General features: G+C 44.1%; 28 protein-coding genes. 12 read left to right on the forward strand and 16 right to left on the reverse strand.

The annotated features are described in order from the left end of the window. The first annotated feature begins 55 nt into the window (after positions 1 to 55). Both IM792_RS07630 and IM792_RS07635 read left to right on the forward strand, forming a co-directional pair. Entirely contained in the window at positions 56 to 1774 is a 1719-nt protein-coding gene (locus tag IM792_RS07630; protein ID WP_347343803.1) for an FAD/NAD(P)-binding protein, read from the forward strand. Positions 1775 to 1819: 45 nt separating this feature from the next. Continuing rightward, a complete protein-coding gene (locus IM792_RS07635; protein WP_194101232.1) occupies positions 1820 to 2275 on the forward strand; it encodes a PA2169 family four-helix-bundle protein in 456 nt (151 codons plus the stop codon). Between the two features lie 59 nt (positions 2276 to 2334). Here IM792_RS07635 and IM792_RS07640 read toward each other — a convergent pair whose 3' ends face one another. The 4 genes from IM792_RS07640 to IM792_RS07655 all read right to left on the reverse strand — a co-directional run bounded on the left by IM792_RS07640 (position 2335) and on the right by IM792_RS07655 (position 4413). Next, on the reverse strand, positions 2335 to 2691 hold the full coding sequence (locus tag IM792_RS07640) for a helix-turn-helix transcriptional regulator (RefSeq protein WP_194101233.1): 357 nt from the start codon (positions 2689 to 2691) through the stop codon (positions 2335 to 2337). Between the two features lie 65 nt (positions 2692 to 2756). Next, positions 2757 to 3098, reverse strand: a complete 342-nt coding sequence (locus IM792_RS07645; RefSeq protein ID WP_194101234.1) for a hypothetical protein — start codon at positions 3096 to 3098, stop codon at positions 2757 to 2759. Positions 3099 to 3176: 78 nt separating this feature from the next. Next, on the reverse strand, positions 3177 to 3680 hold the full coding sequence (locus IM792_RS07650) for a GNAT family N-acetyltransferase (RefSeq protein ID WP_194101235.1): 504 nt from the start codon (positions 3678 to 3680) through the stop codon (positions 3177 to 3179). Between the two features lie 28 nt (positions 3681 to 3708). After that, positions 3709 to 4413 carry a S24 family peptidase gene (locus IM792_RS07655; RefSeq protein ID WP_194101236.1) on the reverse strand — a complete coding sequence of 235 codons (705 nt, stop codon included), beginning with the start codon at positions 4411 to 4413 and terminating at the stop codon, positions 3709 to 3711. A 142-nt stretch (positions 4414 to 4555) separates the two neighbouring features. Here IM792_RS07655 and IM792_RS07660 point away from each other — a divergent pair, with 142 nt between their 5' ends. From IM792_RS07660 to IM792_RS07670, 3 genes are all read left to right on the forward strand, one after another. After that, positions 4556 to 4759, forward strand: a complete 204-nt coding sequence (locus IM792_RS07660) for a hypothetical protein (protein ID WP_194101237.1) — start codon at positions 4556 to 4558, stop codon at positions 4757 to 4759. 120 nt (positions 4760 to 4879) lie between these two features. Next, on the forward strand, positions 4880 to 5296 hold the full coding sequence (locus IM792_RS07665) for a hypothetical protein (RefSeq protein WP_194101238.1): 417 nt from the start codon (positions 4880 to 4882) through the stop codon (positions 5294 to 5296). 1015 nt (positions 5297 to 6311) lie between these two features. After that, positions 6312 to 6458 (forward strand): hypothetical protein, encoded by a 147-nt coding sequence (locus IM792_RS07670; protein WP_194101239.1) that lies wholly within the window; start codon positions 6312 to 6314, stop codon positions 6456 to 6458. Between the two features lie 145 nt (positions 6459 to 6603). Here IM792_RS07670 and IM792_RS07675 read toward each other — a convergent pair whose 3' ends face one another. The 3 genes from IM792_RS07675 to IM792_RS07685 all read right to left on the reverse strand — a co-directional run bounded on the left by IM792_RS07675 (position 6604) and on the right by IM792_RS07685 (position 9731). After that, positions 6604 to 7263 carry an MBL fold metallo-hydrolase gene (locus tag IM792_RS07675; RefSeq protein ID WP_194101240.1) on the reverse strand — a complete coding sequence of 220 codons (660 nt, stop codon included), beginning with the start codon at positions 7261 to 7263 and terminating at the stop codon, positions 6604 to 6606. A gap of 12 nt (positions 7264 to 7275) precedes the next feature. After that, positions 7276 to 8049 carry a DNA-formamidopyrimidine glycosylase family protein gene (locus tag IM792_RS07680; RefSeq protein WP_194101241.1) on the reverse strand — a complete coding sequence of 258 codons (774 nt, stop codon included), beginning with the start codon at positions 8047 to 8049 and terminating at the stop codon, positions 7276 to 7278. Between the two features lie 77 nt (positions 8050 to 8126). Next, the gene (locus tag IM792_RS07685) at positions 8127 to 9731 is read right to left on the reverse strand and encodes a gliding motility protein RemB (protein WP_228084979.1); all 1605 of its coding nucleotides are present in this window, start codon (positions 9729 to 9731) and stop codon (positions 8127 to 8129) included. 147 nt (positions 9732 to 9878) lie between these two features. Here IM792_RS07685 and IM792_RS07690 point away from each other — a divergent pair, with 147 nt between their 5' ends. Both IM792_RS07690 and IM792_RS07695 read left to right on the forward strand, forming a co-directional pair. Continuing rightward, entirely contained in the window at positions 9879 to 10160 is a 282-nt protein-coding gene (locus IM792_RS07690; RefSeq protein ID WP_194101242.1) for a hypothetical protein, read from the forward strand. Between the two features lie 83 nt (positions 10161 to 10243). Further along, positions 10244 to 13294, forward strand: a complete 3051-nt coding sequence (locus tag IM792_RS07695; protein WP_228084980.1) for a DUF2723 domain-containing protein — start codon at positions 10244 to 10246, stop codon at positions 13292 to 13294. Between the two features lie 64 nt (positions 13295 to 13358). Here IM792_RS07695 and IM792_RS07700 read toward each other — a convergent pair whose 3' ends face one another. The 6 genes from IM792_RS07700 to IM792_RS07725 form a co-directional block, all read right to left on the reverse strand. Then, positions 13359 to 14012, reverse strand: a complete 654-nt coding sequence (locus IM792_RS07700; RefSeq protein WP_194101243.1) for an HAD family hydrolase — start codon at positions 14010 to 14012, stop codon at positions 13359 to 13361. Positions 14013 to 14351: 339 nt separating this feature from the next. After that, positions 14352 to 15608 carry a metallophosphoesterase gene (locus IM792_RS07705; protein ID WP_194101244.1) on the reverse strand — a complete coding sequence of 419 codons (1257 nt, stop codon included), beginning with the start codon at positions 15606 to 15608 and terminating at the stop codon, positions 14352 to 14354. Positions 15609 to 15837: 229 nt separating this feature from the next. Further along, positions 15838 to 16185 (reverse strand): hypothetical protein, encoded by a 348-nt coding sequence (locus IM792_RS07710; protein WP_194101245.1) that lies wholly within the window; start codon positions 16183 to 16185, stop codon positions 15838 to 15840. Between the two features lie 280 nt (positions 16186 to 16465). Beyond that, positions 16466 to 16900 (reverse strand): DUF983 domain-containing protein, encoded by a 435-nt coding sequence (locus IM792_RS07715; protein ID WP_194101246.1) that lies wholly within the window; start codon positions 16898 to 16900, stop codon positions 16466 to 16468. A 4-nt stretch (positions 16901 to 16904) separates the two neighbouring features. After that, on the reverse strand, positions 16905 to 17777 hold the full coding sequence (locus tag IM792_RS07720; RefSeq protein ID WP_194101247.1) for a helix-turn-helix domain-containing protein: 873 nt from the start codon (positions 17775 to 17777) through the stop codon (positions 16905 to 16907). 90 nt (positions 17778 to 17867) lie between these two features. Beyond that, a complete protein-coding gene (locus IM792_RS07725) occupies positions 17868 to 18431 on the reverse strand; it encodes a hypothetical protein (protein ID WP_194101248.1) in 564 nt (187 codons plus the stop codon). Positions 18432 to 18577: 146 nt separating this feature from the next. Between IM792_RS07725 and trxA the strand changes: the two genes are divergently transcribed. Together trxA and IM792_RS07735 are read left to right on the forward strand one after the other, a co-directional pair. Further along, a complete protein-coding gene (gene trxA, locus IM792_RS07730) occupies positions 18578 to 18874 on the forward strand; it encodes a thioredoxin (protein WP_194101249.1) in 297 nt (98 codons plus the stop codon). 90 nt (positions 18875 to 18964) lie between these two features. After that, positions 18965 to 19117: a hypothetical protein gene (locus IM792_RS07735; RefSeq protein WP_194101250.1), complete on the forward strand. Its 153-nt coding sequence runs from the start codon at positions 18965 to 18967 to the stop codon at positions 19115 to 19117. 3 nt (positions 19118 to 19120) lie between these two features. Here IM792_RS07735 and IM792_RS07740 read toward each other — a convergent pair whose 3' ends face one another. Continuing rightward, positions 19121 to 22075 (reverse strand): T9SS type A sorting domain-containing protein, encoded by a 2955-nt coding sequence (locus IM792_RS07740; protein WP_194101251.1) that lies wholly within the window; start codon positions 22073 to 22075, stop codon positions 19121 to 19123. Positions 22076 to 22351: 276 nt separating this feature from the next. On the opposite strand from IM792_RS07740, the gene IM792_RS07745 reads away from it, so the two are divergent. The 3 genes from IM792_RS07745 (at position 22352) to IM792_RS21275 (ending at position 24133) form a co-directional block, all read left to right on the forward strand. Continuing rightward, the gene (locus IM792_RS07745) at positions 22352 to 22921 is read left to right on the forward strand and encodes a YceI family protein (protein WP_194101252.1); all 570 of its coding nucleotides are present in this window, start codon (positions 22352 to 22354) and stop codon (positions 22919 to 22921) included. A gap of 150 nt (positions 22922 to 23071) precedes the next feature. Beyond that, positions 23072 to 23695, forward strand: a complete 624-nt coding sequence (locus tag IM792_RS21270) for a type I restriction endonuclease (RefSeq protein WP_228084981.1) — start codon at positions 23072 to 23074, stop codon at positions 23693 to 23695. Between the two features lie 201 nt (positions 23696 to 23896). Beyond that, complete coding sequence (locus IM792_RS21275) at positions 23897 to 24133, forward strand: hypothetical protein (protein ID WP_228084982.1); 237 nt, start codon at positions 23897 to 23899, stop codon at positions 24131 to 24133. A gap of 43 nt (positions 24134 to 24176) precedes the next feature. On the opposite strand, the gene IM792_RS07755 is transcribed toward IM792_RS21275, so the two are convergent. Beyond that, complete coding sequence (locus IM792_RS07755; RefSeq protein ID WP_194101253.1) at positions 24177 to 24614, reverse strand: DUF2147 domain-containing protein; 438 nt, start codon at positions 24612 to 24614, stop codon at positions 24177 to 24179. A gap of 211 nt (positions 24615 to 24825) precedes the next feature. Beyond that, positions 24826 to 25206: a response regulator gene (locus IM792_RS07760; protein WP_194101254.1), complete on the reverse strand. Its 381-nt coding sequence runs from the start codon at positions 25204 to 25206 to the stop codon at positions 24826 to 24828. Positions 25207 to 25210: the final 4 nt, after the last annotated feature.

Raw genomic sequence — 25210 nt, forward strand, 5'->3', positions numbered from 1 at the left:
TGTCTATTGAATCTTAGAAGTGTAAAAAATACTAACAAATATTAACAACCATACTGTGAGCCTTAAACACACGCACCTCAACATCGGCATTATAGGCGGCGGGCCGAGCGCCATGTTTCTATACAAACGCCTTGTTGAACATGCCGACCCAACCGTTACAATCACCATCTACGAGAAAAGCGACCGGCTTGGCGCGGGTATGCCCTACAGCGCTTCGGGCGCTAATGATGAGCATATTACCAACGTATCGGGCAATGAGATACCGGAACTGGTAACTACCGTGTCCGACTGGATATGCACCGTGCCTAAGGATACCCTCGATAAGTTTAAGATAGACCCCGAACGTTTTAACGAATACAAAGTGCTGCCCCGATTGCTGTTTGGCCAGTACCTTACCGAGCAATTCAGGCTGCTGATGCAGCAGGCAAAGGAAAAGGGCATTGAAACCATTGTGAACTACAATACCGCCGTGGCCGATGTGGTCGACTATCCCGATGAGGATAGGATACAGGTAGTTACTGCCGATGGGTGCAAAGTTTATCATCACCGTGTGGCTATTTGTACCGGACATTTCTGGCCAAAAAAATACGAAGGCAAGGTTGAGGGTTATTTTGACTCGCCTTACCCACCTTCAAAACTCACCTTTAAGGCTGACCATGAGGTGGCTATACGTGGTTCATCATTAACGGCTATTGATGCCATCCGTACGCTATCAAGATACAATGGCAGTTTTGATAAGGATGCCGATGGAAAGCTTACCTATGAGGGATATCCTGATAGCCAGAATTTTAGGATGGTGATGCACTCGCGCAATGGTTTGCTGCCTGCCATGCGTTTCCATCTGGAAGATTCGCACCTGGGTAAAAATACGGTATTAAGCGCCGATGAGGTTAAGGCCGAGCGCGATGCCAACAATGGTTTTTTGCCGTTGGATTATGTGTTTGAAAACAACTTTAAGGATGGCATCAAACAAAACGATCCTGAGTTTTACGCCCGTATTAAGGATATGCAGATGGAGGAATTTGTTGACTTGATGATGGGTATGCGCGAACGCCGGGATGCCTTTGAGCTGTTACAGGCTGAATACGATGAAGCCGAGCGATCCATAAAAAAACGTGAATCCATTTACTGGAAAGAGATGCTGGGTATATTAAGTTTCGCGATGAATTATCCGGCCAAATACTTTTCGGCAGAGGATATGCTGCGGGTGCAAAAAACGCTGATGCCGCTCATATCTATCGTAATAGCTTACGTGCCACAAAGCTCTGCCGGTGAGATGCTTGCGTTACACAGTGCAGGTGTGCTTGATATTGTAGCCGTGGGCGATGACAGTACTATTGAACCTGCCGAGGGTGGAGGCGTAACCGTTACGTATACAGATGAGGACGGCGGGCAAAAAACCAAACACTATGCAACTTTTGTTGATTGCATAGGGCAGCCGCACCTTGCCTTTAGCGATATACCCTATAAAAGCCTGGTTGATGAGCGTGTGCTGACACCCGCAAAGCTAAAATTCAGTGACCCAAATGCGGGACAGGACGCACTTGCCAAAAACGATAGTAAGGTGACCAAAGATAGCACCGGCGATTATTATTTGACCGTGCCGGGAGTGGCCATAAACGATAGCTTTGAAGCGGTGGATGGTTATGGGGCTTTCAACGGGCGCATTTATATTTTAGCGGTGCCATACATAGGTGGTTTTAACCCCGATTACTCGGGGCTTGATTTTGGTGAAGCGGCATCGGCACTGGTAATAAAAGCCATGATGCGTTGAGGCTGGCACAGTGATTGCAACCTATCAACCAAACATCAAAAAACTATGGAAACTACAGAAAAAGCAATTGACGTGTTGAATGATCTGATCGAGATCAATAACGATCGTATCGCGGGATTTGAAAAGGCGATTGCCGATATTAAGGACGAGAACATCGACCTGAAGGAGCTGTTTCAAACCTATGCTACACAAAGCCGCAAATTTAGCCAGGAGCTTACCGCCCTTACAGCTGCACGCGGTGGCGACGTAGAAACAGGTAACAGCGTAAGCGGTACCCTGCATCGCGCGTGGATCGACGTAAAATCATTGTTTGGCGGTACCGACCGTGCAAGCATTTTAAGCGAAGCCGAGAGGGGTGAGGATGCCATTAAAAAAGCATACACCACTGCCCTTACCGAAGGTGGCCTGAGTGGCGAACCATTGGAAACAGTAACAGCCCAAGCTCAGGATATACAATCGGCGCATGATAGCATCAAAGCCCTGCGCGACGCGGCTAAGTAATGAGCCTTTGAATCTTGGATGAAAATAAAAATGCCCGGCATAAGTCGGGCATTTTTATTTTATACCGCTTGCTGCCCCGGCAGCTTATCTCTTAATTCGTGTAGTTCAATTTCGTAGGCGCGCATGCGGGCGTGTAAAATATCAACCTCGGTACGCAGCATTTGTATTTCGGTAATGAGTTTGGCGCCGTCGGCTTTGTTGATCTTCTTATCGCCGGTACCCAATATTAACCATTCGGGAGAGTATTTGAGCTGAAAGCATAGCTTGCTGATGAGGTAGTAGCTCATCTCCTGCTTTTGGTTGATCACCTTGCTGATAAAGCCCTGGTCAACCCCAATGGCCGATGCCAGGCCAACCTGGCCGCCATGCTCCTTTACAATTACCTTAAGCCTTTTTACAATGCCGTCATCACTCATGATGATGCAATTATAAACATTTTGGCAATGAGGCCAAGCCTAAAGCAGTTTTTTAATGCCTAAGCTTAAGCGGCGTGCGGAGCGTGTTTTTTGATGTAGTTAAGTATCAGATCCAACTTGTTGGCATACTCGGGCAAAGGCATTTTGCCGGTATTGTAATCGTTGGTGGTTTCGTCGAGCTTTTGGCTTACCTTGTGGTAAAGCGGAGTGTTAGCTTTTTCAACGTTCGATAGTACGGTTTGTACCTTGTATAGTTTTGAAGCGGTTGCCTGCTTCATCAGCAAAGGCTCAAAGCCCTGGCTTTTCTCTAAAATATTGTTGAATTTTTTGCGCTGGCGAATATCAAATATTAATATTAGCAAAAGTATAACTGCGCCTGCGTATGCGTATGGAATCAACTCGTTCATGCGTATAGGGTATTTTACTACCTTTACGAATGTTGCGCCTAAATGGTTTTATATGAGGGCCTAAAAAATGAAAAAAATTTAACTTAGTGTTTTTTCATAGCAAATAAAGCGCAAGCCTGGTTTGTTGGCAAGATCAATTTCGCCCATATTTTTATACCCCGATTTTTCAAGCAAGCGTTGCATGGCCTTGTTTACCGTGTTGGTATCGGCCTGTGCCTTGTTTATGTTTTTCGATTGGGCAACTACATCCGCATGGGCAAGCAACGCCGCCGCTATGCCCAACCCCTGAAATCGCGGACTAACCGCCAGCCTGTGCGTAACCACCGCGGGTATACTGGTATCAATACCCGCCTGCGCGTAATCCGGCTCCGATTGGCTGGTGATGGCCGTAACCCCTGCAATTTGTCCCTCATGCTCGGCAACCCATAGTTGTTGCAGCTCTATGTCTTTGGCAAAAACTATGCTGTTGGGGTAGGCATCGCTCCATTGTAAATTGCCTGATGCCTGCATTAATGGCACCACTTCGGTAACAATGGTCATGATCTCTGATATATCGGCAAGTGTGGCTTCGCGTATAGTCATAGTAAATTAAGTAGATGTAAAAAATGTATTAGTGATTGTGTTTTTTGTGAATATCCTTTACCAGGCACAATTTCTTAATGTCGGCAATCTTTATCACAAAGGGCGCGTACTTAAGGCGGTTGCCTACCATTTCGGTGGTATTGTCTGAGTGGGCTATCACCTCGTCGGCAGTATCACCGGCAAGCAGGCGTTTATACATACGGTAGTCGCCCCATTCAATATAGTATACCTCGCCGGGCAATATTTTCATGTCGTGAATTATTTTCAGCGCTACCCAGCAACCATTCTCCAGGTAGGGGTACATGCTATGGCCCCAAACCGGTAAGGCAAAATCGCAATCCTCAATACCCGGAAAGTTCATGTGGCCAACCGGGTTGCTGTCATTTATATCGTTATAAACCTCAACTCCGGTGGCTGTGGCTATCACTTCGTACATGGGTATACCCTCAAATGGCCTTTTGGTGGTAACAACTGCCGTACTATTTTCTTTATTCTTGGCTGGAGATAAATATTCTTGATAGATTTCTTTAAAAAGTTTTAATTTTTCTGGATCGATGTTTTGTCTGCTTTTAACAATCTCCGTAATTGTGCTGGCCGAGTTATAGCCAAGCGCCTCAGCTAATTGCGTGTTATTATAAAATGCCTTACCACGAAGCTGTGTGTAGAGTATAATGAACTCTAAAGTTTCGGGTCTTACCGTTTTAATCTTGTTGGGTTTTGCAGACTGATCCATAAAGAAAGATTTTGTAAATATTTCTTGATATAAATACAGAAATATCTTTATATTTGTTTCGTTGTTTGATGCTAAGCTAAACTTAATTAATTAAACATCCAAACATCTTATCAAGAATTTACAGTATTTAAAGAATTGTAGCATGTATATAGCCTACCTATCACCCGAGCTTTTGCCTGTTAAGGCTAATCAACAAAACCACATGCCTGCTGATGCTGACGAGCAAACCTTCCACAATGCGCGGATGGAGGGTTACACGGCGGCGTGTGCAAGATTGAGTAAGGAGATAGCAGCAATTCAACAATACCTGCCGGGCTGGCTTCCGGAACGGCCCGGGCTCAAGTAAACCAATTAACCGCCCTGCACGGGCAAACATTTAATCAAATCTGAATCCCTGTAGTTGCTGCCTTGCCGCGCTACCGATTAACACAAAGCTCCTCCTGAAGGGGGTTGGGGGGCATATGTCATGATCAAATTATCACAAAAACTAAAACAGCAACTATGGTGGTTAATAATTTCGGTTGATTATAACTACAGTCGCATTGCCATTGCCGACCACGACCTTACCGACGAGGCTATGACTCTATGGCTTGAAGATAAACAGGATTACAAGAACACTCTGGATGAATGCCTGCGCCTCGACCTGCCCCTTACCCGTTTTGCCCGCCTTATAAAAAGCGAAGGACTCAACAGTTACGAGGGCACCAAGGTACACGCCAAAAAAGGCTACCTATATAAAACCCGCATCGAAATAAACGAACCCATAACCTGGTACCGCGACGATGCCACCCTCACCGAACAACAATGGGCCCGCGAAGCCTTATTAAAAGCCATACTTACACAGTTAGTGGAAAATGAGGTTTATGATGGTAGTCTTTCGTAAAAGCAATTTCACTGCTAATGAGTATAGGGGGGGATGTAGACGGCTTTGTTTTATAAGGTGCTTTTTTAATTCCCTCCCCACGGGAGGGTTAGGGAGGGGTTTCGCAAACCATCGCTTTTAAGATCTTGTCATTTCGAGCGACAGCGAGAAATCTGCACGCGTTCATAGTCAGGCGACAGATTTCTCCTCGTACAACCCCTCCTAAATCCTCCCCGAGGGGGAGAACTTTAATATAATTATGTTCTTCAAAAAGAGCGTAGGCCTGGCAGAAAACCGGGCCAGGGAGTATGGCCTTGCGGGCGGAAGGTTTTTTCTGCCTTGACTTTTGGTTACTTTGTGGCTAAGACAAAGTAACTGGGCTCTGCGCCCAAGAGCAGGCCGACTTTCATAAAAAGTACAACCACTTAATAAAAGCACTTTCTCAAAATCGCTTCATTACCTGTCCTAAATTTCTTTTGAGCGACCAAAAGAAACAAAAGTCGCCGGCTACGCCCTGCCCGGTGAAAGGTTATGCTTTGGCTGGGCTTGTGCTACTCCGGGCATTTCTGATGCCGGTAATAAAGGTTATTTAAAGGTTGTGCTTTGGTTTTGTTAATCAATACGTCATTGCAATGACGTCGTTTTTTAAAATGCCTAATAAACTTGTCATTTCGAAGCGATAGCGAGAAATCTGCACGCGTTCATTTGTCAAGCGACAGATTTCTCCTCGTACCTCGATCGAAATGACAACACATTTATTAAAATCCTCTCCCTCGGGGAGGATTATGAGGGGTATTTATAGGCACTTTGTGTAATAACTCCACAACTTTTTTAGCCGCACGAATCTGGCACGTCAACGGCAAAATAATTATAAAATAAATTTAAATATCTGATAATTAGATACTTAAAATGTATTTCAAATGGGGTTTATTGTGCTTTTAATGATGCTTTTAGCAGAGTGGTAGTCTTATTGTATGTTATTCAGTAATTGTTTGGTATAATAAATAAAGTAATTAAAATTTAAAATCCGAAAACTATGAAAAAGCTATTAAGCGTGCTGGTATTGTCAGCCTTCACTTTAGGTTCATTTGCTCAAACTGCTCCTAAAGATACTGCAAAAACTACAACTAAGACAGATACTGCAAAAACTGATACTACTAAAAAAGATAAAAAGAGAAAATAATCTCTCGCTATCATTTAGTGTTGATTTAGCAGACCATCGAGTCTACTAAGATAGAAACCCATAGCTAACATACCTATGGGTTTTTATTGTTTTATACGTAAGCCGAAAGTTCATAAAACTTCCGACTTTTGTTGTTTTATAGCTATCAGATGGTAATACTTTGCCCTATCTGGTACACCTCGTGGAAAGTGATGCCCTGCTTCTCAAAGTGCTTTTTGTAGTTGGCGTAGCGTTGTAATATAAAAAAGTCGCGGGCGTAACCATCATGTACGGGCAGTATTTGCTTGGGCTGCATTTTATCGGCAAAGGCGGCAATGCGTAGTTCGTTGGCAAAGGGTGCCATGGTTACTAACAATAGCAGTTCGATGCCTTTGTAATCGAGCAATTCATCGCCGAGGGTATCAACTGGGTAAAGCACTCTGTCGTTTATAACAAAGGCCGTCATTTGTGGTATGGGGTTATCCAGCAATGGTTCGTGAGTAACCGATATGGCTTTCAGACTGAACGGCCCTATCGTGATATCTCCCTCCTCTATCAATGTAAAGTCTAACCCTGCCTTGTTGAGTTGTTCCCCAACCTGGCTGTTGGTATGTAGTTTTGCATCGGTAACGGCCAAAATGCTTTTCAATATATCCAGGTCGAAATGATCGGGATGTATGTGCGTGATCACGATGCTGTTAACCCCGGCAAACATATCGGCAGTAACACGCCCCTCGGCAAAGGAGAACTTACCCGGATCAAATAACAGTTTATGGCCCTCGTGCTCAAACAACAGGCACGAGTGCAGGTATTTGCTGATCTTCATATTAAATAGTGTTTATTTATATAATTCCTGTTCGTCGGTATAGTAGGTTTTGCGGCTGCCATCTTTTATCCTGATCTCGGCACCATCGGGGCTGTGGGTTTTCCGGGCATTGTGTATCAGCATAAAATCCCTTACCTCGCCATTTATAATATCGGGGTTGCTTTTCAATATCTGCTTTTCGGCATCGGTAAGTACATCCCGAACGGTTTTGGCTAAAACTTTCACTTTATCGGCCGGTATTTTATTACTTGCCGAAAACGGGGATATCCGCGCATGCCACAAAATTTCATCGGCATAAGCATTGCCAATACCCCTTATTACCTTTTGATCAAGCAATATGGTTTTTACAGCCGATCTGCTTCTGCCTAACACTTCTTTGTAAAACTCAAGGTCGGCAGTTTTGTCCAGCGCGTCGGGTGCTTCCTTCTTTTCAGGATTGAGGGTAGGAGTAGCCATTTTTTGAAAATCGGTAAGTGTAAGTCCGCTATCGTCGGTAAAGTTGATTTCAATTATGGGATATTTGTTGGTGTTCTTTTCCTCAAATAAAAACAGCTTTCCGTGCAGCATCAGGTGCAGGCCAAGCACATCGCCTTTATCGAAACGTATGTGCAGCTCCTTACCATCGCGGTATACCTCGTCAATTTTTTGGTGTTGCAGGGTGTGGTTCAACTCATCGGCACTAACGTTGAGCTTGCCGGTGTGCACAACAACATCTTTTACGGTTTTGCCTTTAAACTTTTTGTTGATGTTATGGCTAAACGCCTGTAGATCGGGTAATTCGGGCATGGCTTATCAGTTTTGTATAAAAAACAAAGGCGCCAACATTATGTTCAGCGCCTTTAATATTTTGCTCGCGCGATAGCTTAAAAATCGGTATAAATGTTACGGAAGGTGCTGCGCAAGCCAATAGTAAGCAGCGTGGTATTTGATGTACCCACGGTGTTGCTCAACTGACGATAGATGCCGCCCACCTCAAGTTTCAGGTTATAGCGCGGGTTTAGAATAAAGCCAACCGTGCCCTCAGCGTATTTTAAGGTAGTACTTAAACCCTGGCCTGTGCTGGTGCCCGGTATATTGTCGCCGTTAAAGGCAAGCAGAATATTTTTGCCGTTATTATCGGTAGCGGTGGCATCCAAGCCGTATTTTGCGTAGATGACCTTCCCTTGCAGATCAAACCTGCCTACAGAGTAATTCAGTATACCCAAAGTTTCTCTAAAGTTAGCGCCGAATGGATGTGCCAATGGTTCGCTAAAGGCAGTATAACCGCTCAGTCTTTCGGCGCCGCTGTAAGCGTATGGTTGAGCGGTATTGTATTCGGCCAGGTAATTCAGGTTGGTAACGCCGAACAGGTCAGCCCCGCGAACGCCCGCCTGCCAGCCTGTAGTGGTGATGGCCTTGCCCTCGTTGCCTTGCACACGGTCGAACATGAATTGCCCGTAAATGGCATGCTTGTTCAGGAATTTATATTTACCGTTAAACCCGGCAATGGAGTTTCCCGGTTGACTTGACGGGCCCAGCGAACTGGCAAAAAATACGGGGTTAATAAAGTTAACATCAAAGCTGCGGTGCACGCCCTGCTTGTTAGCTTCGGGCGCTATGTAGGCGTTGAAAAAGCCTAACGATGCCCGGTTGCTGATGGTCCAGTCGATGTAATGAAAGGCTGCCCATTTGCGGCGGTTATCGCCAAAGGTATCAAAACGGGGTTCCTGCCTGTCCTGCATGTAAGCCCACATGGCCATGTATTGTATTGGCCCCAAAGTTACCGTAGTGCGGAAGAAGGGGTAATTGGTCGCGAAATCCGACAATAGTAACGACCGGTATCCATCGCCAATAAAATTCTTATCCTGCCCTAAAGTAAAGTTAAGCTGCTTTATGGGGGTGTATGATATTACTGCCGTAACGTACGACCAATCCTTGGTTTTTTCCCTGCCGAATTTACGGTCGTATGATTGGCCGGAGATCATGCCGGTACGGTTTACATAAGCATCATAATAATCGGCAAAGCGGGCCTGATTTTCAAAACCGCTGGTATAGAATGAGAATTTAGTACCTATGGTACCGCCGATCTGGAAACCACGAGTGTTAAGCCAGGTGGTGTTACGGCCTTTAAACTCGCGGCCAATGGTAAGGTCGGGCAAGTAATCGGCATAAAAGGTATAATCCTCCTTGCGCACATCAAACAAATGCTCACGGAAAAGCTTGCGGTAAACCCAGCCCTTGTGGGTGGTATCGTTACCGTAATTCATCAGCGAATCGTACCGCGCGGTAAGCGAACTATCAATAAGCAGTGGCTTTAGCGCGGTGTGTATGTTGTTTGATGTTGAATAAACATCGGCATTAAATTTTTGGTAGAACTGGTACTGGTAGGGCAGCTGTACTGATTGCGCATTGGCCACATTGCCGCAAAATAAAGCGGCGGCCGCGGCCAATATCAACTTACAGCGTTTAACAGTGTAGATGTTTTGCATTTACATTAATTATGGGTACAAGATATAAAAATTGCAGGCCAATTTTTATTATGTTGATCAATAAGGCGTAGCAGGCATTGGTAAACATACCTAATGTAAAACCGGCAACTATTGTTTTTAAGACTGTTATGATTATTTTTACCGTGAATGAACTATAAAGCTAAACCTGTTACATACTCAATAATCTACTACATAATTACCTGGTTATTGATATGGGTATTTAATTCATTTGATACCTTCAAATCGGGGCCTTGTACTATGGGGCTTGATCTGTTTAGTGTATTTTTAGCTATCCTGATTAGCTTAGCTATTATTGTTATCACGCTCATTAAGGCCATTATCAGGAGGAAAAGGCTAAACTGGAAATATCTGCTGGTAAACGTATTGGGGCTGGGTAGTTACTTTTTTATAGTTTGGTTATTATGGTAATTGTCTTAACGCTCATTTAACACTTCCTGTTAAAAAAGGTTAATGCCCATACTACTCCCCGTAAAAAGCGGATATTTACGGCATTGAAGAAACTTTTACATCACTCCACCATGCCTTATACTAAAATTAACAACCTGCTGGGTTGGCTTTGCTTTGTAGTTGCCGCTATAACCTACACGCTCACGCTCGAGCAATCAGTAAGTTTTTGGGATTGCGGCGAATTTATCTCCTGCGCTTATCGTTTGCAGGTATCACACCAACCGGGTTACCCGCTTTTCGCCATGATAGGTAAGGTGTTCTCACTGCTATCCTTTGGCGATCGTACCAAGGTAGCCTACTTTACCAACCTGTGTTCGGCCATTGCAAGCGCTGCAACCATCATGTTTTTGTTTTGGAGCATTACCGCTTTGGCCAAAAAGCTCACCGCCAAAACTTATGCCGATGCCATGCCCCAACAAAGGCTCATCAGCATTATGGGTGCCGGACTGGTAGGCGCGCTGGCCTTTACTTTTTCGGATACGTTCTGGTTTTCGGCTGTCGAAACCATTGTGTTCGCCCTGTCATCACTATGTATAGCCCTGGTATTTTGGGCCATACTGAAATGGGATGCCCATGCCGATGAACCCGGTGCCGACCGCTGGCTGGTTTTTATTGCTTACGTTATGGGCCTATCCATAGGTATACACCTGCTTAACCTGCTTACCATACCGGCGCTAACCATGGTGTACTACTTTAGGCGATATAAAAACGTCACCTTTAAAAAGGGCTTTATGGTGTTTTTATTAGGAGTAGCGCTGCTGGCCTTTGTGCAATACGGCATTATACAATACACGGTTAAATTTGCCGGTTGGTTCGATTTCTTTTTTGTGAACTCGCTTGGCTTAGGCTTTAATAGTGGCGCCATTGTTTTCTTTATCATACTTATCGGTGGTATTGTTTGGGGTACGCTGTACAGCATCAAACACAAAAAATATTACGTGCATTTGGCGCTGATGTGCCTGTCGTTTTTGTACCTGGGTTACAGTTGTTTTATGTATGTACCTATACGCTCAACGGCTAACCCAACGCTTAACAATACCCACCCGGATAACGCCTTTACACTGGCCAGTTACCTTAACCGCGAGCAATATCCGCCAAGTCCGTTACTGTACGGGCCATATTTTGATGGGCAGGCTATTGACCAGGTGCAAGGCAAGGCCCGATACCGCAAGGGCGAAAAAAAATACAAGAAAACCGGCTACAGGCAAACCGTGGTGTACGATCATAATACCATACTGCCTCGCATGTTTAGTGACGATGGCGACGACCCGCAATTCTATCGCCAGTGGATGCAGATGGACGATGGCCATACGCCGAACTTTGCGGATAACCTGGGTTTTATGTTCAGCTGGCAGATATACCAGATGTATGCCCGCTATTTTCTGTGGAATTTTGTAGGTCGTTATAACGATATGGACGGCCAGCAAAGCATGACCAGTCTTGACGGTAACTGGACGAGCGGTTTGTTTGACGGCATGAAACATCTGCCTAAATCAGTTACCGAAAGCCCATCGTACATGCCATTATATGGTCTGCCGCTTATTATTGGCTTAATTGGCATGTACTACCATTTTAAGCGCCGCAAGCGCGATGCACTGGTGATAACCCTGCTGTGGTTTTTTACCGGTATCGCCATTGTGCTGTACGTTAATCAGCCATCCATACAGCCGCGCGAGCGCGATTATTCGTATGTGGGCTCATTCTACGCCTTTGCCATTTGGATAGGTTTGGGCGTGGTAGCCATTAGCGAATGGGTGCAGCAACGCTTTAAGTTCCCGAAAGCATCGCTTGCCGCAACCGCACTTTGCCTGTTATGCGCCCCGGTGTTGATGGCATTTAAGGAATGGCGCGGGCACGATCGCTCCACCAAACTTACCGCGCACGATATGGCTTATAACTACCTGATATCGTGCCCGCCAAATGCCATTTTGTTTACCTATGGCGATAATGATACCTACTCGTTATGGTATGCGCAGGAGGTAGAAAACATAAGGCCCGATGTGCGTTTGGTTAACCTGAGCCTGTTCACCAGCGATTGGTTGATCAAGCAAATGCAGCACAAGGTGAATGAGTCGGCACCGCTGCCTATCACCATGCCTTATGATAAATATAAGGAGGGTGTGCGCGACATTATTTACTTTAATGATGAGCACATCCCCGGCCACATAGAAGTAAAGGAGTTGTTTGATTTTATTACTTCAGACGATCCGCGAACACATGTAAAATATCAGAGTGGTTTGGAAGCTAATTATCTGCCTACCAAAAACTTTAAGATAACCGTAAAACCCGATGATGTTATCAAGAACAAGGTAGTAAGCGCCAATCAACATAAAATGATAGCCGATAGCGTGGTATGGAAATACAACTCAAACCTGATAGTAAAAAACAACCTCGCTATTCTGGATATGCTGGCGCACAATAACTGGAAGCGCCCTATATGCTTAACCGTTACCGCGGGCATGAGCAACATGATAGGTTTGGATGATTACCTGTACCGCGAAGGTTTTACTTACCGCTTGTTACCCTTAAAACCCGATACTGCCTTGAATGATCAGGGTGATAAGGTAAATACCGCAGTGATGTATGATAACGTGATGAACAAGTTTAAGTTCGGTAACTTTAAGCATGCCCGTTTTCTTGATCAGCAATCGGTAGTGATGTTTTACCCTACGCTTACCACCACTTTCCTGACCCTGGCCGATGCCCTGATAGCCGACGGTAAAACTGATATGGCCCGCAAGGTTTTAAACCGCTTTGATGAGGTACTGCCCAACCTTGACCCTTTTGTGGATGTAGCCAACCGTAAGGCGCACATGGCCGAGGCTGCCTACCATGTAGGCGACTACAAACTGGGCAATAAGCTAACAGGAAATATTTATGATTATCTTACGGATGAGCTGGACTATAATGCCACAGTGTTTGAGGATAGCCCGAACAGTGTGGATGTACGCACGGTGAACTTCGGGGTATACATCCTGAACAACATGGTTCGCTATACCAAAGCTGCCCACCAGGACGCGCTTGCCACCAAAATTGAAAAGCAAACCCGGGCATACGAGCAAAAGTTTGCCCCTATACTACAACCCATGGAGTAGTAAAAACAAAAGCGGGTAATGCAATGCATTACCCGCTTTTGTTTTTATGAGGAATTTGAATCTCTTAAAGTATATCTCTCAGCTCGCCAAAGCTTGATATAGTGGCTACCTGCCCGCTCTCTACCTTACCAAAGCCATAATTACAGAAAATGAAAGGTACGCCCGCTTTAACAGTAGAATCGTAATCGCCCTGGGTATCGCCTATGTAAACCGGCGCTTTCAGGTCAAAATCATTCACTATATCTACAATATTCTCTGCCTTTGGCTGCCCTTTGGTGCCATAGCACTGAAAACCCTCAAAGTAATGGTTCAGCTTGCTGAAATTAAAGAATGTTTCGGCATAACCATTTTGGCAATTACTTACTATGAACAGGCGATAACGCTCCTTTAAATATTGCAGCGTTTCTTCCAATTGCGGGTAAAGCTCGCCGCCCAGGGCATTAAGCGTTTCAAGCTCACTTACCGAACAATGCGCTTTAAATTCATTACGCTGTGCATCATCCAGATAAGGCAGCAGCTTCACAAAAATGGCATCGTAAGCCATCCCGGTAATTGAACGAACATCAGCCTGTGTAATATCATCCCTAACAAAATCAACCTTTTGCTTGGCAGCCTGCCAGGCCACGGCCACATTAGCGGTACTATCCCACAAGGTACCGTCGAGATCAAAAATTATGCTGTCGTAAATGTTTTTTAACGATGTTGGAGTATCTGCCATAGGCGGCAAAGGTAGTAAAAGCAAGGGTGCTTATTGTCTGGAAAATGCTACTTTCCTTATGTAATTATCTTCGTGGGCACGGTTTTTAGCCAATTACGTCATTGCGAGGTACGAAGCAATCCTCGAGCGATTTGTCCTGAAGAATATCCTAAAGAGATTGCTTCGTACCTCGCAATGACGCGTTTTTTATGTGTTATCCACAATGTCATTTCGACGGAGGAGAAATCTGTACATGTTCAATAGCAAAGCGACAGATTTCTCCTCGTACCTCGTTCGAAATGACAATTTTTTAAAATCCTCCCCAAGTGGGAGGATTTAGGAGGGGTTCCTGTATACCCTTTATCCTCTTTTCAAAGTCAACACCGTTATCTCCGGCCATATGCCGAGCCTGCCGGTGAATGCCAGGAAGCCGAAGCCACGGTTTACGTATAGTTTACGATCATTTTGCTCGGCGAAGCCTGCCCATTGCAGGTAGCGGTATTTCACCGGGCTCCAGCGGAAGCCGGGCGCCTCAATGCCAAACTGGGCTCCATGCGTATGGCCTGCCAGGGTTAGGTGTACCGGATTTTTGTGGTAACGGGTTACATATTCCCAATGGGTAGGGTCGTGCGATAGGAGTACCTTGAAGTCATCCTCGTTCAGCCCGATCAGCGCCTTGTCCAGATCGCCTACCTTAACAAAACCGTGACCCCAGTTTTGTACACCTACCAGGTTTATCTTTTGTCCGTTTTTTTCAAGCGGTATGTTTTCATCCAGCATCAGGCGGAAGCCCATTTCATGGTGATGTTTTTTCAGGGTTTCCAGATTTTTGGCTTTGGCCTGCTCGCTGTCCCATTGTATATAGTCGGCATAATCATGGTTGCCTAAAACGGAATACTGCCCGTATTTAGCCCTGATCTTACCAAAACGCTCAATGTACGGTTCTATCTCCTCAGCAACGTTATTCACCAAGTCGCCGGTAAAAACAAACAGGTCACTATTAAGTTCAATTACCTTGTCGATACCCTTTTGCACAGCATCGATATTGTCAAAACTACCGGCATGAATGTCGGATAGTTGGGTGATGGTAAAGCCATTAAATGCTTCAGGCAGATCCTTAAAGTAAACATCGTGGCGATGCACCCTATAATCATACTTACCCTTAAACATGGCATAGATAAAGCCGCTGAAAGGCAAAGCGGCTAACAATACCGCTATCTCGCTGATGAACTTACGCCTTTGCGGAAAGTAAGGCCGGCTTTGCTCAATGCCTTTTTTGCCCGCATTAGATGCAATGCCCGTTACAAATCGACCCAGATCGCCAAGCGACAGCACGATCACAAAAACTATCTTGGTTACAAAAAAGGTAAGGAACACGCTAAGCGACCACATGTGGAACTGCGATAGTCCGCGTGAGGTATCGGTCAGCGTTATACCTAATACAAAGGTTAATGTAACGGCAATTGAAATAACGAGATAGCCACGGGCAAGCAAATTACTCCAGCGCGATTGCCAACCGGTGGCCAGTGTGCGCAGACCCGAAAATACATACCAGTCAAGCAGCAAACTTATTGCCGCGAATATCAGGAAGGAAATAAAAAAACCGCCTCTGTGCATATTATATATTTATCGCAATTTACTTAAGCTACGGTAATTGCTGCGTAAAAATAGTTTAATGTGGGGATGAGAGGACGTGCAGATATGCAAATGTGCAAATGTGCAAATGTGCAGATGATTGAATGTATAGGCAGTGATATTTATAAACAAAAAAGATGTGCAGACTTAATAATCTGCACATCTCCTCATCTGCATATCTGCACATTTGCATATCTGCACATCTACATAATTAGCGGTGCCTGTAGTATGCTTTTTGGTGGATCAGACCACGTTTGCCGTGGCCTTTGTAGTATTTAACATTGCGGTACCTTACATGGCGATCATGGTAAAACACTGTGCGCGGGCGGTAAACTACTGCGCGGCTATGGTATACTACCGGTCTTTCAACAACTACGGTACGTGGGTGATAAACAATTGGGCGTTCGTAAACCACGGGTTGCTCAACTACTACCGGTGGGGCATAGTAGCGTACAGGGGTGCCAAAGTTGGCGCTAACACTAACATGTACCTGGGCGTTAGCAGCAGTTACGGCTCCGAAGGTTAATATGGCAATGGCAAATAATTTTAAAGTTTTCATCTCTTTTCAAAAGTTTTAGTTTGACATAAGCAAACAACCACCGGGCGCTAAAAAATTATCAATCATTATCGGCAAAATAAATGTTGCGCCGGCGGTTGTTTAAATGTTAAACTCGGTTTTGGGGCGAGGGTTTAACAGGTTAAGCTAAATACAACCTAAATGTTTATGATTGATAACCCGGTGATTTTGAGTTTTAGAGATGTAAATATTTATAAATTAATAAGATGAGCCTTGTATGGATAAGCTTAAATTGCTGTGCCGGAAATTTGTAACATTCATGTTAATGCACATGATCATGCGGCAGATCGCCGGATAATTCGGGGCGGTATTTGGCGCTCGGTGTCATCCAGTAAAGCAGTATCACCCTTGAGTAACGAAGGTTAAACGGCGCTAACACCAGTATCGACCCTAATAATAAACCCACATACAACCACGGCGATTCAGACCCGGTGAGGATGATGGTTGCCACGGCAATGGTTACCATTTCGGCTACGTTAAGGGCATAGCTTACATACATGGCCACATAAAAATACCCTGGCTCGCGCTCAAAGGTAAGGCTGCAATGCGGGCATTTGTGGTACATGTTTTGGCCTGTCAAATTATACATGCTGTTGGCAAACATATTGCCACGGCGGCAGCGTGGGCATTTAGCCTTTACAAAGGCGCCAAACTGCGGTATATATTGTGTGTCGGGTTTTAATGTTGGGGTAGCCATAGTATTATTTGTTAAAGTTCTTTCTGAATTCGTCGGGAGTTAGTCCGCCCTGTTTTTTAAAAAAGCGGGTAAAGTACGAGTTATCGGCAAAGCCTAAACGGCCGCCAATATCGGCAACGGTTAGTTTTGGGTTGATCAGCATACGCTTGGCCTCCAATATTATGCGGTTACGTATCACCTCACCGGCCGATACGCCCAAAATATCATTACAAAGAGCATTTAAATGGTTGGGGGTAATGTACAGCAGCGCGGCGTAATCCTTTGGCAGCTTAAGCGTGTTGTAATGCTGCTCGATCAGTTTACGAAAGTTGGCCAGCAGCGTATGGTTATACGTTGGCGTTACAACCTCAGCATGCTTTTTATGTTCGCGTGCCACAAGGGTGAAAAGGCGCATCATGGCAGTGCGTATCATGTCAAAGCTGTAACGATCATGCTGTGTGCTTTCCTCAATAACGCTTTCAAACAATGCAATAACCGCCTTTTGTGTTTTGGCGTTAAGCTGAATAACGGCATCATCAGTATTGCCGCTAAAAAATGGCAGAGAATCCAAGTAATCAGGCCTCAGTAAAAACGAGGTGAAGAACGCCTGCGAAAAATTGATGATATATCCATCTATCTCCCCTTCAAAAAACCAGCTGTGCACCTGGCCGGGTATCATAAAATAAACCTGACCGGGTTTAACATCATACGTTTCAAAATCAATAACGTGTGTGCCGCTGCCCCTGGTAAAATATACTAAGTGATAAAAGCTGTGCTTATGCGGAAAATGCAGCTTATCGTGCTTTTTCAGATAGTCGCCAAAGCGGTCGGCCAGCAGGTCATGTTCCTGTTGGCCACTTAGGGTGCAAATATCATATACCGGGTAACCGCTTATCATACCAACAAAGGTATAGGTTATATACCATTACTGATGGTGATAAACGGGGTATATGTGGTACTTTTTACAGATAAGTAAAATGTGCTATGTTTATTTTTTTTGCAATACCTGCATGTTAAAGTCCATGCCTGCCACCGGTATCTTCTCCCAATCGCCTGTGGCGGTGTCTTTATGGTAAGTGCCGCCGTTAAATAAACCGATAGAGAATGCAACCTCCGGCCCCGGCGAGCTTTTCAACCACTCTATGCTTACTAAAATATCGCCGCTAACTTCAATATTGTATGTCGACAGATCAACCACCTGGCGAGATTTGCCATGTGCCATTGCGCCCGTAATTTGCTGCTTAACCAGGTTTTCGCCCGCTTTTTCATCAGTAAACTGGTAAACATTTACCTTGTATGCAAGGCTATCGTTTTGGCGGTTCTCTACATCAAAAGTAAGCTTAAGCAGTTGAACGGGTTTTTTACCGGCCTTCATTTTTATGCCAGCTTCGGCGCCTTTCACTACAGAGAAGGTGGTATTTGATGTGCCCGAACGTAGCTTGTTGCCTATGGTTTTTATTTTTTGCGCTTGCGCGGATAAGCCAAGCGAAATGATCAGTACTGTGATGAATGCTTTAAGCGGAAATTTAGTAACGTAGATTTTTGATAGCATAATTATGAGGTATGGGTTATATAAAATGTAGACGGCATTAGTTTGATAATGGTTGCAAGGGCGGGTAAATTTTCTCGAAATTATGAAAAAGGATGATAAACAAGTATCGGTAAGGGCTGTTATATTATCAATCAAAATATTGAATTATGGCAAGCTTTCAGGATATCATCGCGTCAGAAAAACCCGTATTAATCGATTTTTCGGCCGAGTGGTGCGGCCCTTGTAAAATGATGCCGCCCATATTACAGCAGGTAAAAAATGCCATGGGCGATAAGGTTACCGTTATCAAAATTGATGTAGATAAAAACCCATCAGTAGCCAATGCCTACAACGTGCAAAGCGTACCCACGTTGATGGTTTTCAAGAACAGCGAAAGCAAATGGCGCCAATCCGGTGTGATACAGGCCGGGCAGTTGGAGCAAGTGCTCAATCAGTTTATATAGTTGATGATGAGTTGCTTTTGTTGATTTTTGCGCCGGTGCTTTAAACCATTGCACGGCGCAACCCTCTATTGTGTATAAAACTTACACAAAATGAAAACTAAATTCAACACCATACGCAACGATCTGTATAATGTATTAGTAGAGGGTAACGGCAACAGGCAACAAATGGCCAGGGTATTCTTTTTACTGTTTATTCCGCTGTTTACCCTGTACTTCTCGTTTGGGCATTTAAAGTTTATATAAGTATTAATTTGTTTTGATAACCCGCTTCACAATGGTTTGGTCGTTTTGCTTAATTGATACCAGGCAAACTCCCTGCGGCATCTTACTGATGTCAATGGTCTGCGAAAAATCATTGCCCGGTTTACTGTAATCCTTATTGCTGTAAACGCGACCGCTTATGGCATCGGCAACGCTAATATTAACCACATTTTTGCTATCGTTTTTAAAGCTCACGTTAACATAATTGGTTGATGGATTAGGGTACAGCGTAATGGTATAAGCTTCGGCGCTGTTATCAACCGAATCCGTTTTTTTAACCGAGTTAATACCTTGTTTAAGCGACATTACAGCGTTGGCTGCTACATCTACCTGCTCCTTAACAACAGGTATCACAAAAACAGGTGTTTCGCTGATGTTTACAGTAAACTGCCCGTTATTTACTTTACGCTTGCTAACAAGCATAGTACCCGCCTGCGGCGTGTAGATACGGGCCGAATCAATACCTGGTAAATCAAGCGTGTATCTACTGGTAAGGCCTTTTTCATCAGGTATGTACATTACGTAAGCCGAGTTGCCCTCAAACTCATAACGGTCAATCACCGGCGTACTGCTTAACGATTGCTTGTAGGTATATTTACCGATTATCTTGTTAAACTGATTCAAATAATCGGCCGCCAGTTTACGGGTACGGTTAGGGTTTAGCAAGCCCGATGAGCTGTACTGTACCGGGCTTTGAATATTATCGTCATAAGCCTGGTAGAAGAACAGACGTTCAACACCGCTGCGGGCATATAACAAAGCGGTGCGTAAAATCCAGTCGGCTTGCGTTTGTTCAATGGTTTTGTTGCCGATAGGTATGGCACGTATAGGGCTGTTGGGGTGAACATCGTAACCGGCCTCGGTAACCCATACCGGCATGCCGCCGCAATATTTATTGGCCATCTCCACAAAGTCCTTAGCTTTTTGCATGGTGTTGTTCACCTCCGGCGCCATGCCACGGGTAGGTACCGAGTTAGGTATCATCTCGGCATCGTGCGAGTACCAATGGTAATTGATCACATCCCAGCAAAGGTTTACGGTGCCATCGGCCTTGTAACCACGGTTAATGCGGCACCACTCAATCATACCCATAATATACTCGGGATTAGCGGCAGCCAAACCACCCATTACCACCAGCATTTTCGGGTCGGCATTTTTTACGCCGACACCTGCGCCCAGTGTTTTTTTATGCCCATCGTAAAATGCCGACATATTAGCGGCATACTCATAAGAGGTTTGGTATGCCTTGCGGCCTTTCCACCATTTATCGCGCTCGTTATCGCACTCAATGTATTTTACGTAGTTCAAACCAACCTTTACTTCGTTGATCGGGTCGTCCGTCCAGCGTGGAGTAGCGTTTACTGACAGCAGGCTCTTGTTCACCCACTTATTGCTGCCATACCTTGCCGCGTATTGAAAGGCTACTTTAGCTTGTTCGATGTATGATTTTGGGTCCGAGTAGTCAGCGCCATATTTAACCGGGATATTCTCCGAGTCGCGCTCATCTTCGGGGTACGATTGCAGTAGCCAGTTGGGCAGCGTTTTCAAATCGCCCAGTATCATAATGTTGTTATCAACACAGGCCTTATACATGGCATCGTAATTCCAGCCGCCGCTATGTGTTGGGGCATAGGTAAAACCACCTTGTTGCGATTCCAGCTTCTCCCAGTCCATATAATGCCTTACCTGCGTAAAGGTGCGCATTACCGCCAGTCTTTTGGCCTCGACAGTGAACGGCTCCACCGGATCTTCAAAATCCCACTCAAAAGCATTTACACCCATAAAGTTGCGCAGCTTGTAAGTTTTGTCTGCTACCTCGCTGCTATCAGCAGGTTGGGTTGTAGGGCGACCGGGAGTTGCGGTATAATTACCATAAAGCTCAATCTCCGTAGGGAATTGATACCAGCAATTCAACACAATGTATTTTATGTTGGTAACTACAGTATCCAGCGTGAATTTATCGGCACGGTCAGGGTAGGGGCCAACCCACCTGTTCCAGTAACCGCCACGGTAAGTACCAATGTTGGTGCGTTTACCATTGCTATCAATAACGGCAACAGTAAGCGGGTACAAGCCCAGGGCTCCGGTATAATTAAAGAATTTTATTTTTGCTATGTCGATATGCTCGCCTTCGGGCACGGGATAGTAGGCATCGTAATTGTTGAACAGCTTGCCCCAGCCTGTGGTTACTTCCTTATCGGTAACACCATCAAATAAACCCTGCAAACCATCGCTCACGTTATTAAGCTGATACCAGCGGCTTGGGTCAAGCGGAATTTTTACGTAGCTATCAGCCGGTTCGGTAACCGGTGGGGTAGTAGGGGTTGTTGGGGTGGTGGGTGTAGTATTAGCAGGTGTATCGTCGGTTAGTGTAGGCACCAGCTCAATACTTGCCGATGTTGGCTTGCTGATATCCTCGGTACCATAGGCGAATACCTTTTGCGGAATGTTATTGCTGTATTTATGAACAATAATGGCATCAGCCTCAACCGCCGCGGGCAGATCAATTATTTGAAACACCGCGTAAGCAGGGCCGGTAAAGGTGCCCAACAATGTGCGTTGGGTGCCGTTAAGGGCATATATTTCGGCGGGTTTATCTTCAAATACGCCGGTATAATCATACAGTTTAATTTGCGATATGCGGCTGTGGTACTTAAACCTCAGCATTACATCGGCATATACAAAGTTGTTTTGCCATGCTTCGGGTACCAGATCGTTAAGATCATCAACCAACCACGACGAATAATTTTGACCGGTATTTTTATTTGTTGAAACGGAACTTACCTGTATGCGCCCCGCGGAAACCTGGGCATTTGCCGATACTGAAAAGGCAAGCAATACAAACAGAATGGCTGTTTTTATAATGTGAAAAGCAGATCGAACGCACAAATTCATAATCAACACGTTATACAACACAGCCAGGTAACGTACCCGCGGCATTGTTATTTAAATTAAGGGTATACGGTGTTATACGTATAAGTATCAACTAAGTTACAAAACCGGGACATTAGCTATAGCCTGACAGCCAATGTGTTTACGCATGTGTATAATTTGAGAACAGCGGTACTCTGTGGGGTTGTAATGGTGTTGTTTAGCAGAATATCATCAAGATGTAATATAATAGATGTTTAAACAAATATTTTTTCGAATGACTAAACTATCCTTACATTTGCTCATCTTAAAAAACGAAAAGAATAAAATAACAATAACACAACGATGAAAAAAACAATTATCCTTTTAGCGGCTGTATTAATGCAAACTGCTGTTTTTGCACAGTCGTCATGGAAGCTTGACAAGGCTCACGCTAACCTGAAATTCACTACTACGCACATGATGCTGTCAGACGTTGACGGTCGTTTTAAAGATTTTGACGCTACCATCACTTCATCAAAAGCTGATTTTAGCGATGCTACTTTTGATTTTACCGCACAAACAGCTTCAGTTGATACTGATAACGAAAAACGTGATGCCCACCTAAAAAGCGGCGACTTTTTTGATGCTGCAAAATACCCAACCATCACTTTCAAAAGCACTAAATTAACCCCTGCCGGTGCCGGTAAATTTAAAGTTGCCGGTAACTTAACCATGCACGGTGTTACTAAACCAGTAACTCTTGACCTATGGTTCCGTGGTGCTAAAGTTAGCCCGATGACTAAAAAAGACGTTGCCGGTTTCCAGGTTAATGGTACCATTAAACGTACCGACTTTGGTGTAGGTTCAGTACCTGCTGCCGTAGTAAGCGAAGAAGTTGAATTTAAAGCTAACGGCGAGTTCGGCAAAGCTTAATTCTATATTCGATTAATTAGTAATTCGATATAAAAAGCTCAGCATATTTATGCTGAGCTTTTGTTTTTTTATAGCATTTTGTTTTAAGACAATATTTTGTATAATTGCTCATTAAGTAATCTAATACACTAACAAAAACCTTATCACAAAATGGATTTCAAAGATGCCATATTGCAATTTGCTGCACGTGTAGATAAATTGTGTCCTCAAATTCAAACTGAAGAAGCTACCAAAAACGCTCTTATTATGCCGTTTATCCAATTATTAGGATATGACGTGTTTAACCCTTTTGAAGTAAGCCCGGAATTTATTGCAGATATCGGAATTAAGAAAGGTGAAAAAGTTGATTATGCAATTTTAAGCGAAGGAAATCCAATTTTACTTGTTGAGTGCAAACATTACACACAAGATCTCAACCCACATAACTCTCAATTATTCAGATATTTTCATACAACTGCTGCAAAGTTTGCATTGCTGACCAATGGCGTCGATTATCGTTTTTATACAGATTTAATTACTCCAAATAAAATGGACGAAAAGCCATTTTTTGAGTTTAAAATTACAGATATTAAAGAGAACGAGATTGCTGAACTAAAGAAATTTCATAAGTCATATTTTAATATTGATAATATTACCAATACGGCCAGTGAGCTAAAATATCTAAACCAGATAAAGCATCTTTTACATCAGGAGTTTGGTGACCCGAGTGATGATTTTGTTAAATATTTTGCAAGAAAAGTATATCCAAGCACAATTACCCAAAAGGTTTTATAGCAGTTTAAAGCTATTACTAAAAAGGCTTGTTCTGTCTATTCAAGCGACCTCATTAATGAAAGATTAAAATCTGCCTTACAAGTTGAAAAAGTAGATGAGGTAGTTGAGCCGTTAAATGAAGCTGCATCTGTTCAAGATTCTGAAAGCAAGATAGAAACAACCGAAGAAGAAGTATTTGCTTCGATGATCATAAAATCTATTGTGAGTGAATTGATCGATCCTAAGCGTGTTATTTTAAGAGATGCGCTTAGTTATTGTGCTATTTTGTTAGATGATAACAATCGTAAGCCAATCTGTCGTTTATTTTTCACTAAGAAAAAATTAAGTATTGCTTTGGTTGATGAAGCCAAAAATTTCGTGAAAAAAGATATTGAAACGCTTGATGAAATATATTCTTTCAAAGAATCTCTATTGAGTACTATCAAGAGTTATTTATAAAACAAAAGCGGCGCTTCATTTGGAGCGCCGTTCTTGTTTCAGGCTATTTTACCCGCCTGAATATCATCGTTCGGCCAAGGAGTTTTACGTGCCAGTAGCCTTTTACTTTTAACACATCATTGCCATCAAGCTTGGCGGCGGCGCTCCAGGTTTTGCCGCTTTTGGCTTCGTAGATGGAGCCGCCCTCGTAACTATCGCCTTTATGCACCAAACCGGTAACTACATCCATACCTAATAATTTACGTTCGCGAAGTTTGGGGTCGGGGTTGTGCTTGTCGGTCCATTGGTCCATGGGTTTGCTGTCATCATCCTTAAACCAAACCATTTTGCCGCGGTACTCATCGCCATGTTTATACATCTGCACAACAAGTTTTTTATCGTCTGATGTCCATTTGCCTAATATGGCATCGCCGTTGTTTTGGGGCGTGCTGTTTAGGGTTAGGAGTAATGTTATAGCGGTTGTGAGGAGTGTTTTTATCATGGGGAGGTAGTGTATAATTAAGCGTCATTGCGAGGTACGAAGCAATCTCCGAGCGACTTATCTTGCGGATCGTCCTACAGAGATTGCTTCGTACCTCGCAATGACGTGATTATAGTTTTTTGTCATTTCGAAGCGCCAGCGAGAAATCTGTCTGCGTTTAATAACAAAGCGAGAGATTTCTCCTCGTACCTCGTTCGAAATGACATGTTATTTAAATAGTCGGCCTTGCTATCAATGCCTCTATCTTCCCTAACAAATCATTCATCTCAAACGGCTTGGCCAAAAAATCATCGGCGCCGGCTTGCATGGCCGAATCCTTGATATCCTTACTGGCCGATATCATGATCACCGGGATGTGCTTTTTGGTAGCATCGCCCTTAAGTGAACGGCAAATATCACGACCGTCCTCGCCGCTCATCCAAATGTCAAGCAGCAGCAAGTCGGGTAAGTTATCCTGTAGTGCAAGTACTGCCGAACCCTCAACGGTGGAGGTAACGGCGTAGCCCTCAAATTCAAGCAGCATCTCAACGGCATCAACAATCCCGGGGTCGTCATCTGCTATCATTATTTTTTTATGTTTCAGGCTTGTCATTGTA

Source organism: Mucilaginibacter sp. JRF, from assembly GCF_015223065.1.
Lineage (GTDB): Bacteria > Bacteroidota > Bacteroidia > Sphingobacteriales > Sphingobacteriaceae > Mucilaginibacter.

Bases quoted from the DNA above. Each gene is read 5' to 3' on its own strand.
- trxA (WP_194101249.1), top strand. From the start codon at position 18,578: ATGGCAAGCTTTCAGGATATCATCGCGTCAGAAAAACCCGTATTAATC.
- IM792_RS07735 (WP_194101250.1), top strand. From the start codon at position 18,965: ATGAAAACTAAATTCAACACCATACGCAACGATCTGTATAATGTATTA.
- IM792_RS07645 (WP_194101234.1), bottom strand. From the start codon at position 3,098: ATGAACGAGTTGATTCCATACGCATACGCAGGCGCAGTTATACTTTTG.
- IM792_RS07715 (WP_194101246.1), bottom strand. From the start codon at position 16,900: ATGGCTACCCCAACATTAAAACCCGACACACAATATATACCGCAGTTT.
- IM792_RS07685 (WP_228084979.1), bottom strand. From the start codon at position 9,731: ATGCAAAACATCTACACTGTTAAACGCTGTAAGTTGATATTGGCCGCG.
- IM792_RS07710 (WP_194101245.1), bottom strand. From the start codon at position 16,185: ATGAAAACTTTAAAATTATTTGCCATTGCCATATTAACCTTCGGAGCC.
- IM792_RS07690 (WP_194101242.1), top strand. From the start codon at position 9,879: ATGAACTATAAAGCTAAACCTGTTACATACTCAATAATCTACTACATA.
- IM792_RS07650 (WP_194101235.1), bottom strand. From the start codon at position 3,680: ATGACTATACGCGAAGCCACACTTGCCGATATATCAGAGATCATGACC.
- IM792_RS07665 (WP_194101238.1), top strand. From the start codon at position 4,880: ATGATCAAATTATCACAAAAACTAAAACAGCAACTATGGTGGTTAATA.
- IM792_RS07725 (WP_194101248.1), bottom strand. From the start codon at position 18,431: ATGCTATCAAAAATCTACGTTACTAAATTTCCGCTTAAAGCATTCATC.
- IM792_RS07740 (WP_194101251.1), bottom strand. From the start codon at position 22,075: ATGCCGCGGGTACGTTACCTGGCTGTGTTGTATAACGTGTTGATTATG.
- IM792_RS07700 (WP_194101243.1), bottom strand. From the start codon at position 14,012: ATGGCAGATACTCCAACATCGTTAAAAAACATTTACGACAGCATAATT.
- IM792_RS07655 (WP_194101236.1), bottom strand. From the start codon at position 4,413: ATGGATCAGTCTGCAAAACCCAACAAGATTAAAACGGTAAGACCCGAA.
- IM792_RS07675 (WP_194101240.1), bottom strand. From the start codon at position 7,263: ATGAAGATCAGCAAATACCTGCACTCGTGCCTGTTGTTTGAGCACGAG.
- IM792_RS07760 (WP_194101254.1), bottom strand. From the start codon at position 25,206: ATGACAAGCCTGAAACATAAAAAAATAATGATAGCAGATGACGACCCC.
- IM792_RS07680 (WP_194101241.1), bottom strand. From the start codon at position 8,049: ATGCCCGAATTACCCGATCTACAGGCGTTTAGCCATAACATCAACAAA.
- IM792_RS07745 (WP_194101252.1), top strand. From the start codon at position 22,352: ATGAAAAAAACAATTATCCTTTTAGCGGCTGTATTAATGCAAACTGCT.
- IM792_RS07640 (WP_194101233.1), bottom strand. From the start codon at position 2,691: ATGAGTGATGACGGCATTGTAAAAAGGCTTAAGGTAATTGTAAAGGAG.
- IM792_RS07720 (WP_194101247.1), bottom strand. From the start codon at position 17,777: ATGATAAGCGGTTACCCGGTATATGATATTTGCACCCTAAGTGGCCAA.
- IM792_RS07660 (WP_194101237.1), top strand. From the start codon at position 4,556: ATGTATATAGCCTACCTATCACCCGAGCTTTTGCCTGTTAAGGCTAAT.
- IM792_RS07635 (WP_194101232.1), top strand. From the start codon at position 1,820: ATGGAAACTACAGAAAAAGCAATTGACGTGTTGAATGATCTGATCGAG.
- IM792_RS07755 (WP_194101253.1), bottom strand. From the start codon at position 24,614: ATGATAAAAACACTCCTCACAACCGCTATAACATTACTCCTAACCCTA.
- IM792_RS07670 (WP_194101239.1), top strand. From the start codon at position 6,312: ATGAAAAAGCTATTAAGCGTGCTGGTATTGTCAGCCTTCACTTTAGGT.
- IM792_RS07705 (WP_194101244.1), bottom strand. From the start codon at position 15,608: ATGCACAGAGGCGGTTTTTTTATTTCCTTCCTGATATTCGCGGCAATA.
- IM792_RS21270 (WP_228084981.1), top strand. From the start codon at position 23,072: ATGGATTTCAAAGATGCCATATTGCAATTTGCTGCACGTGTAGATAAA.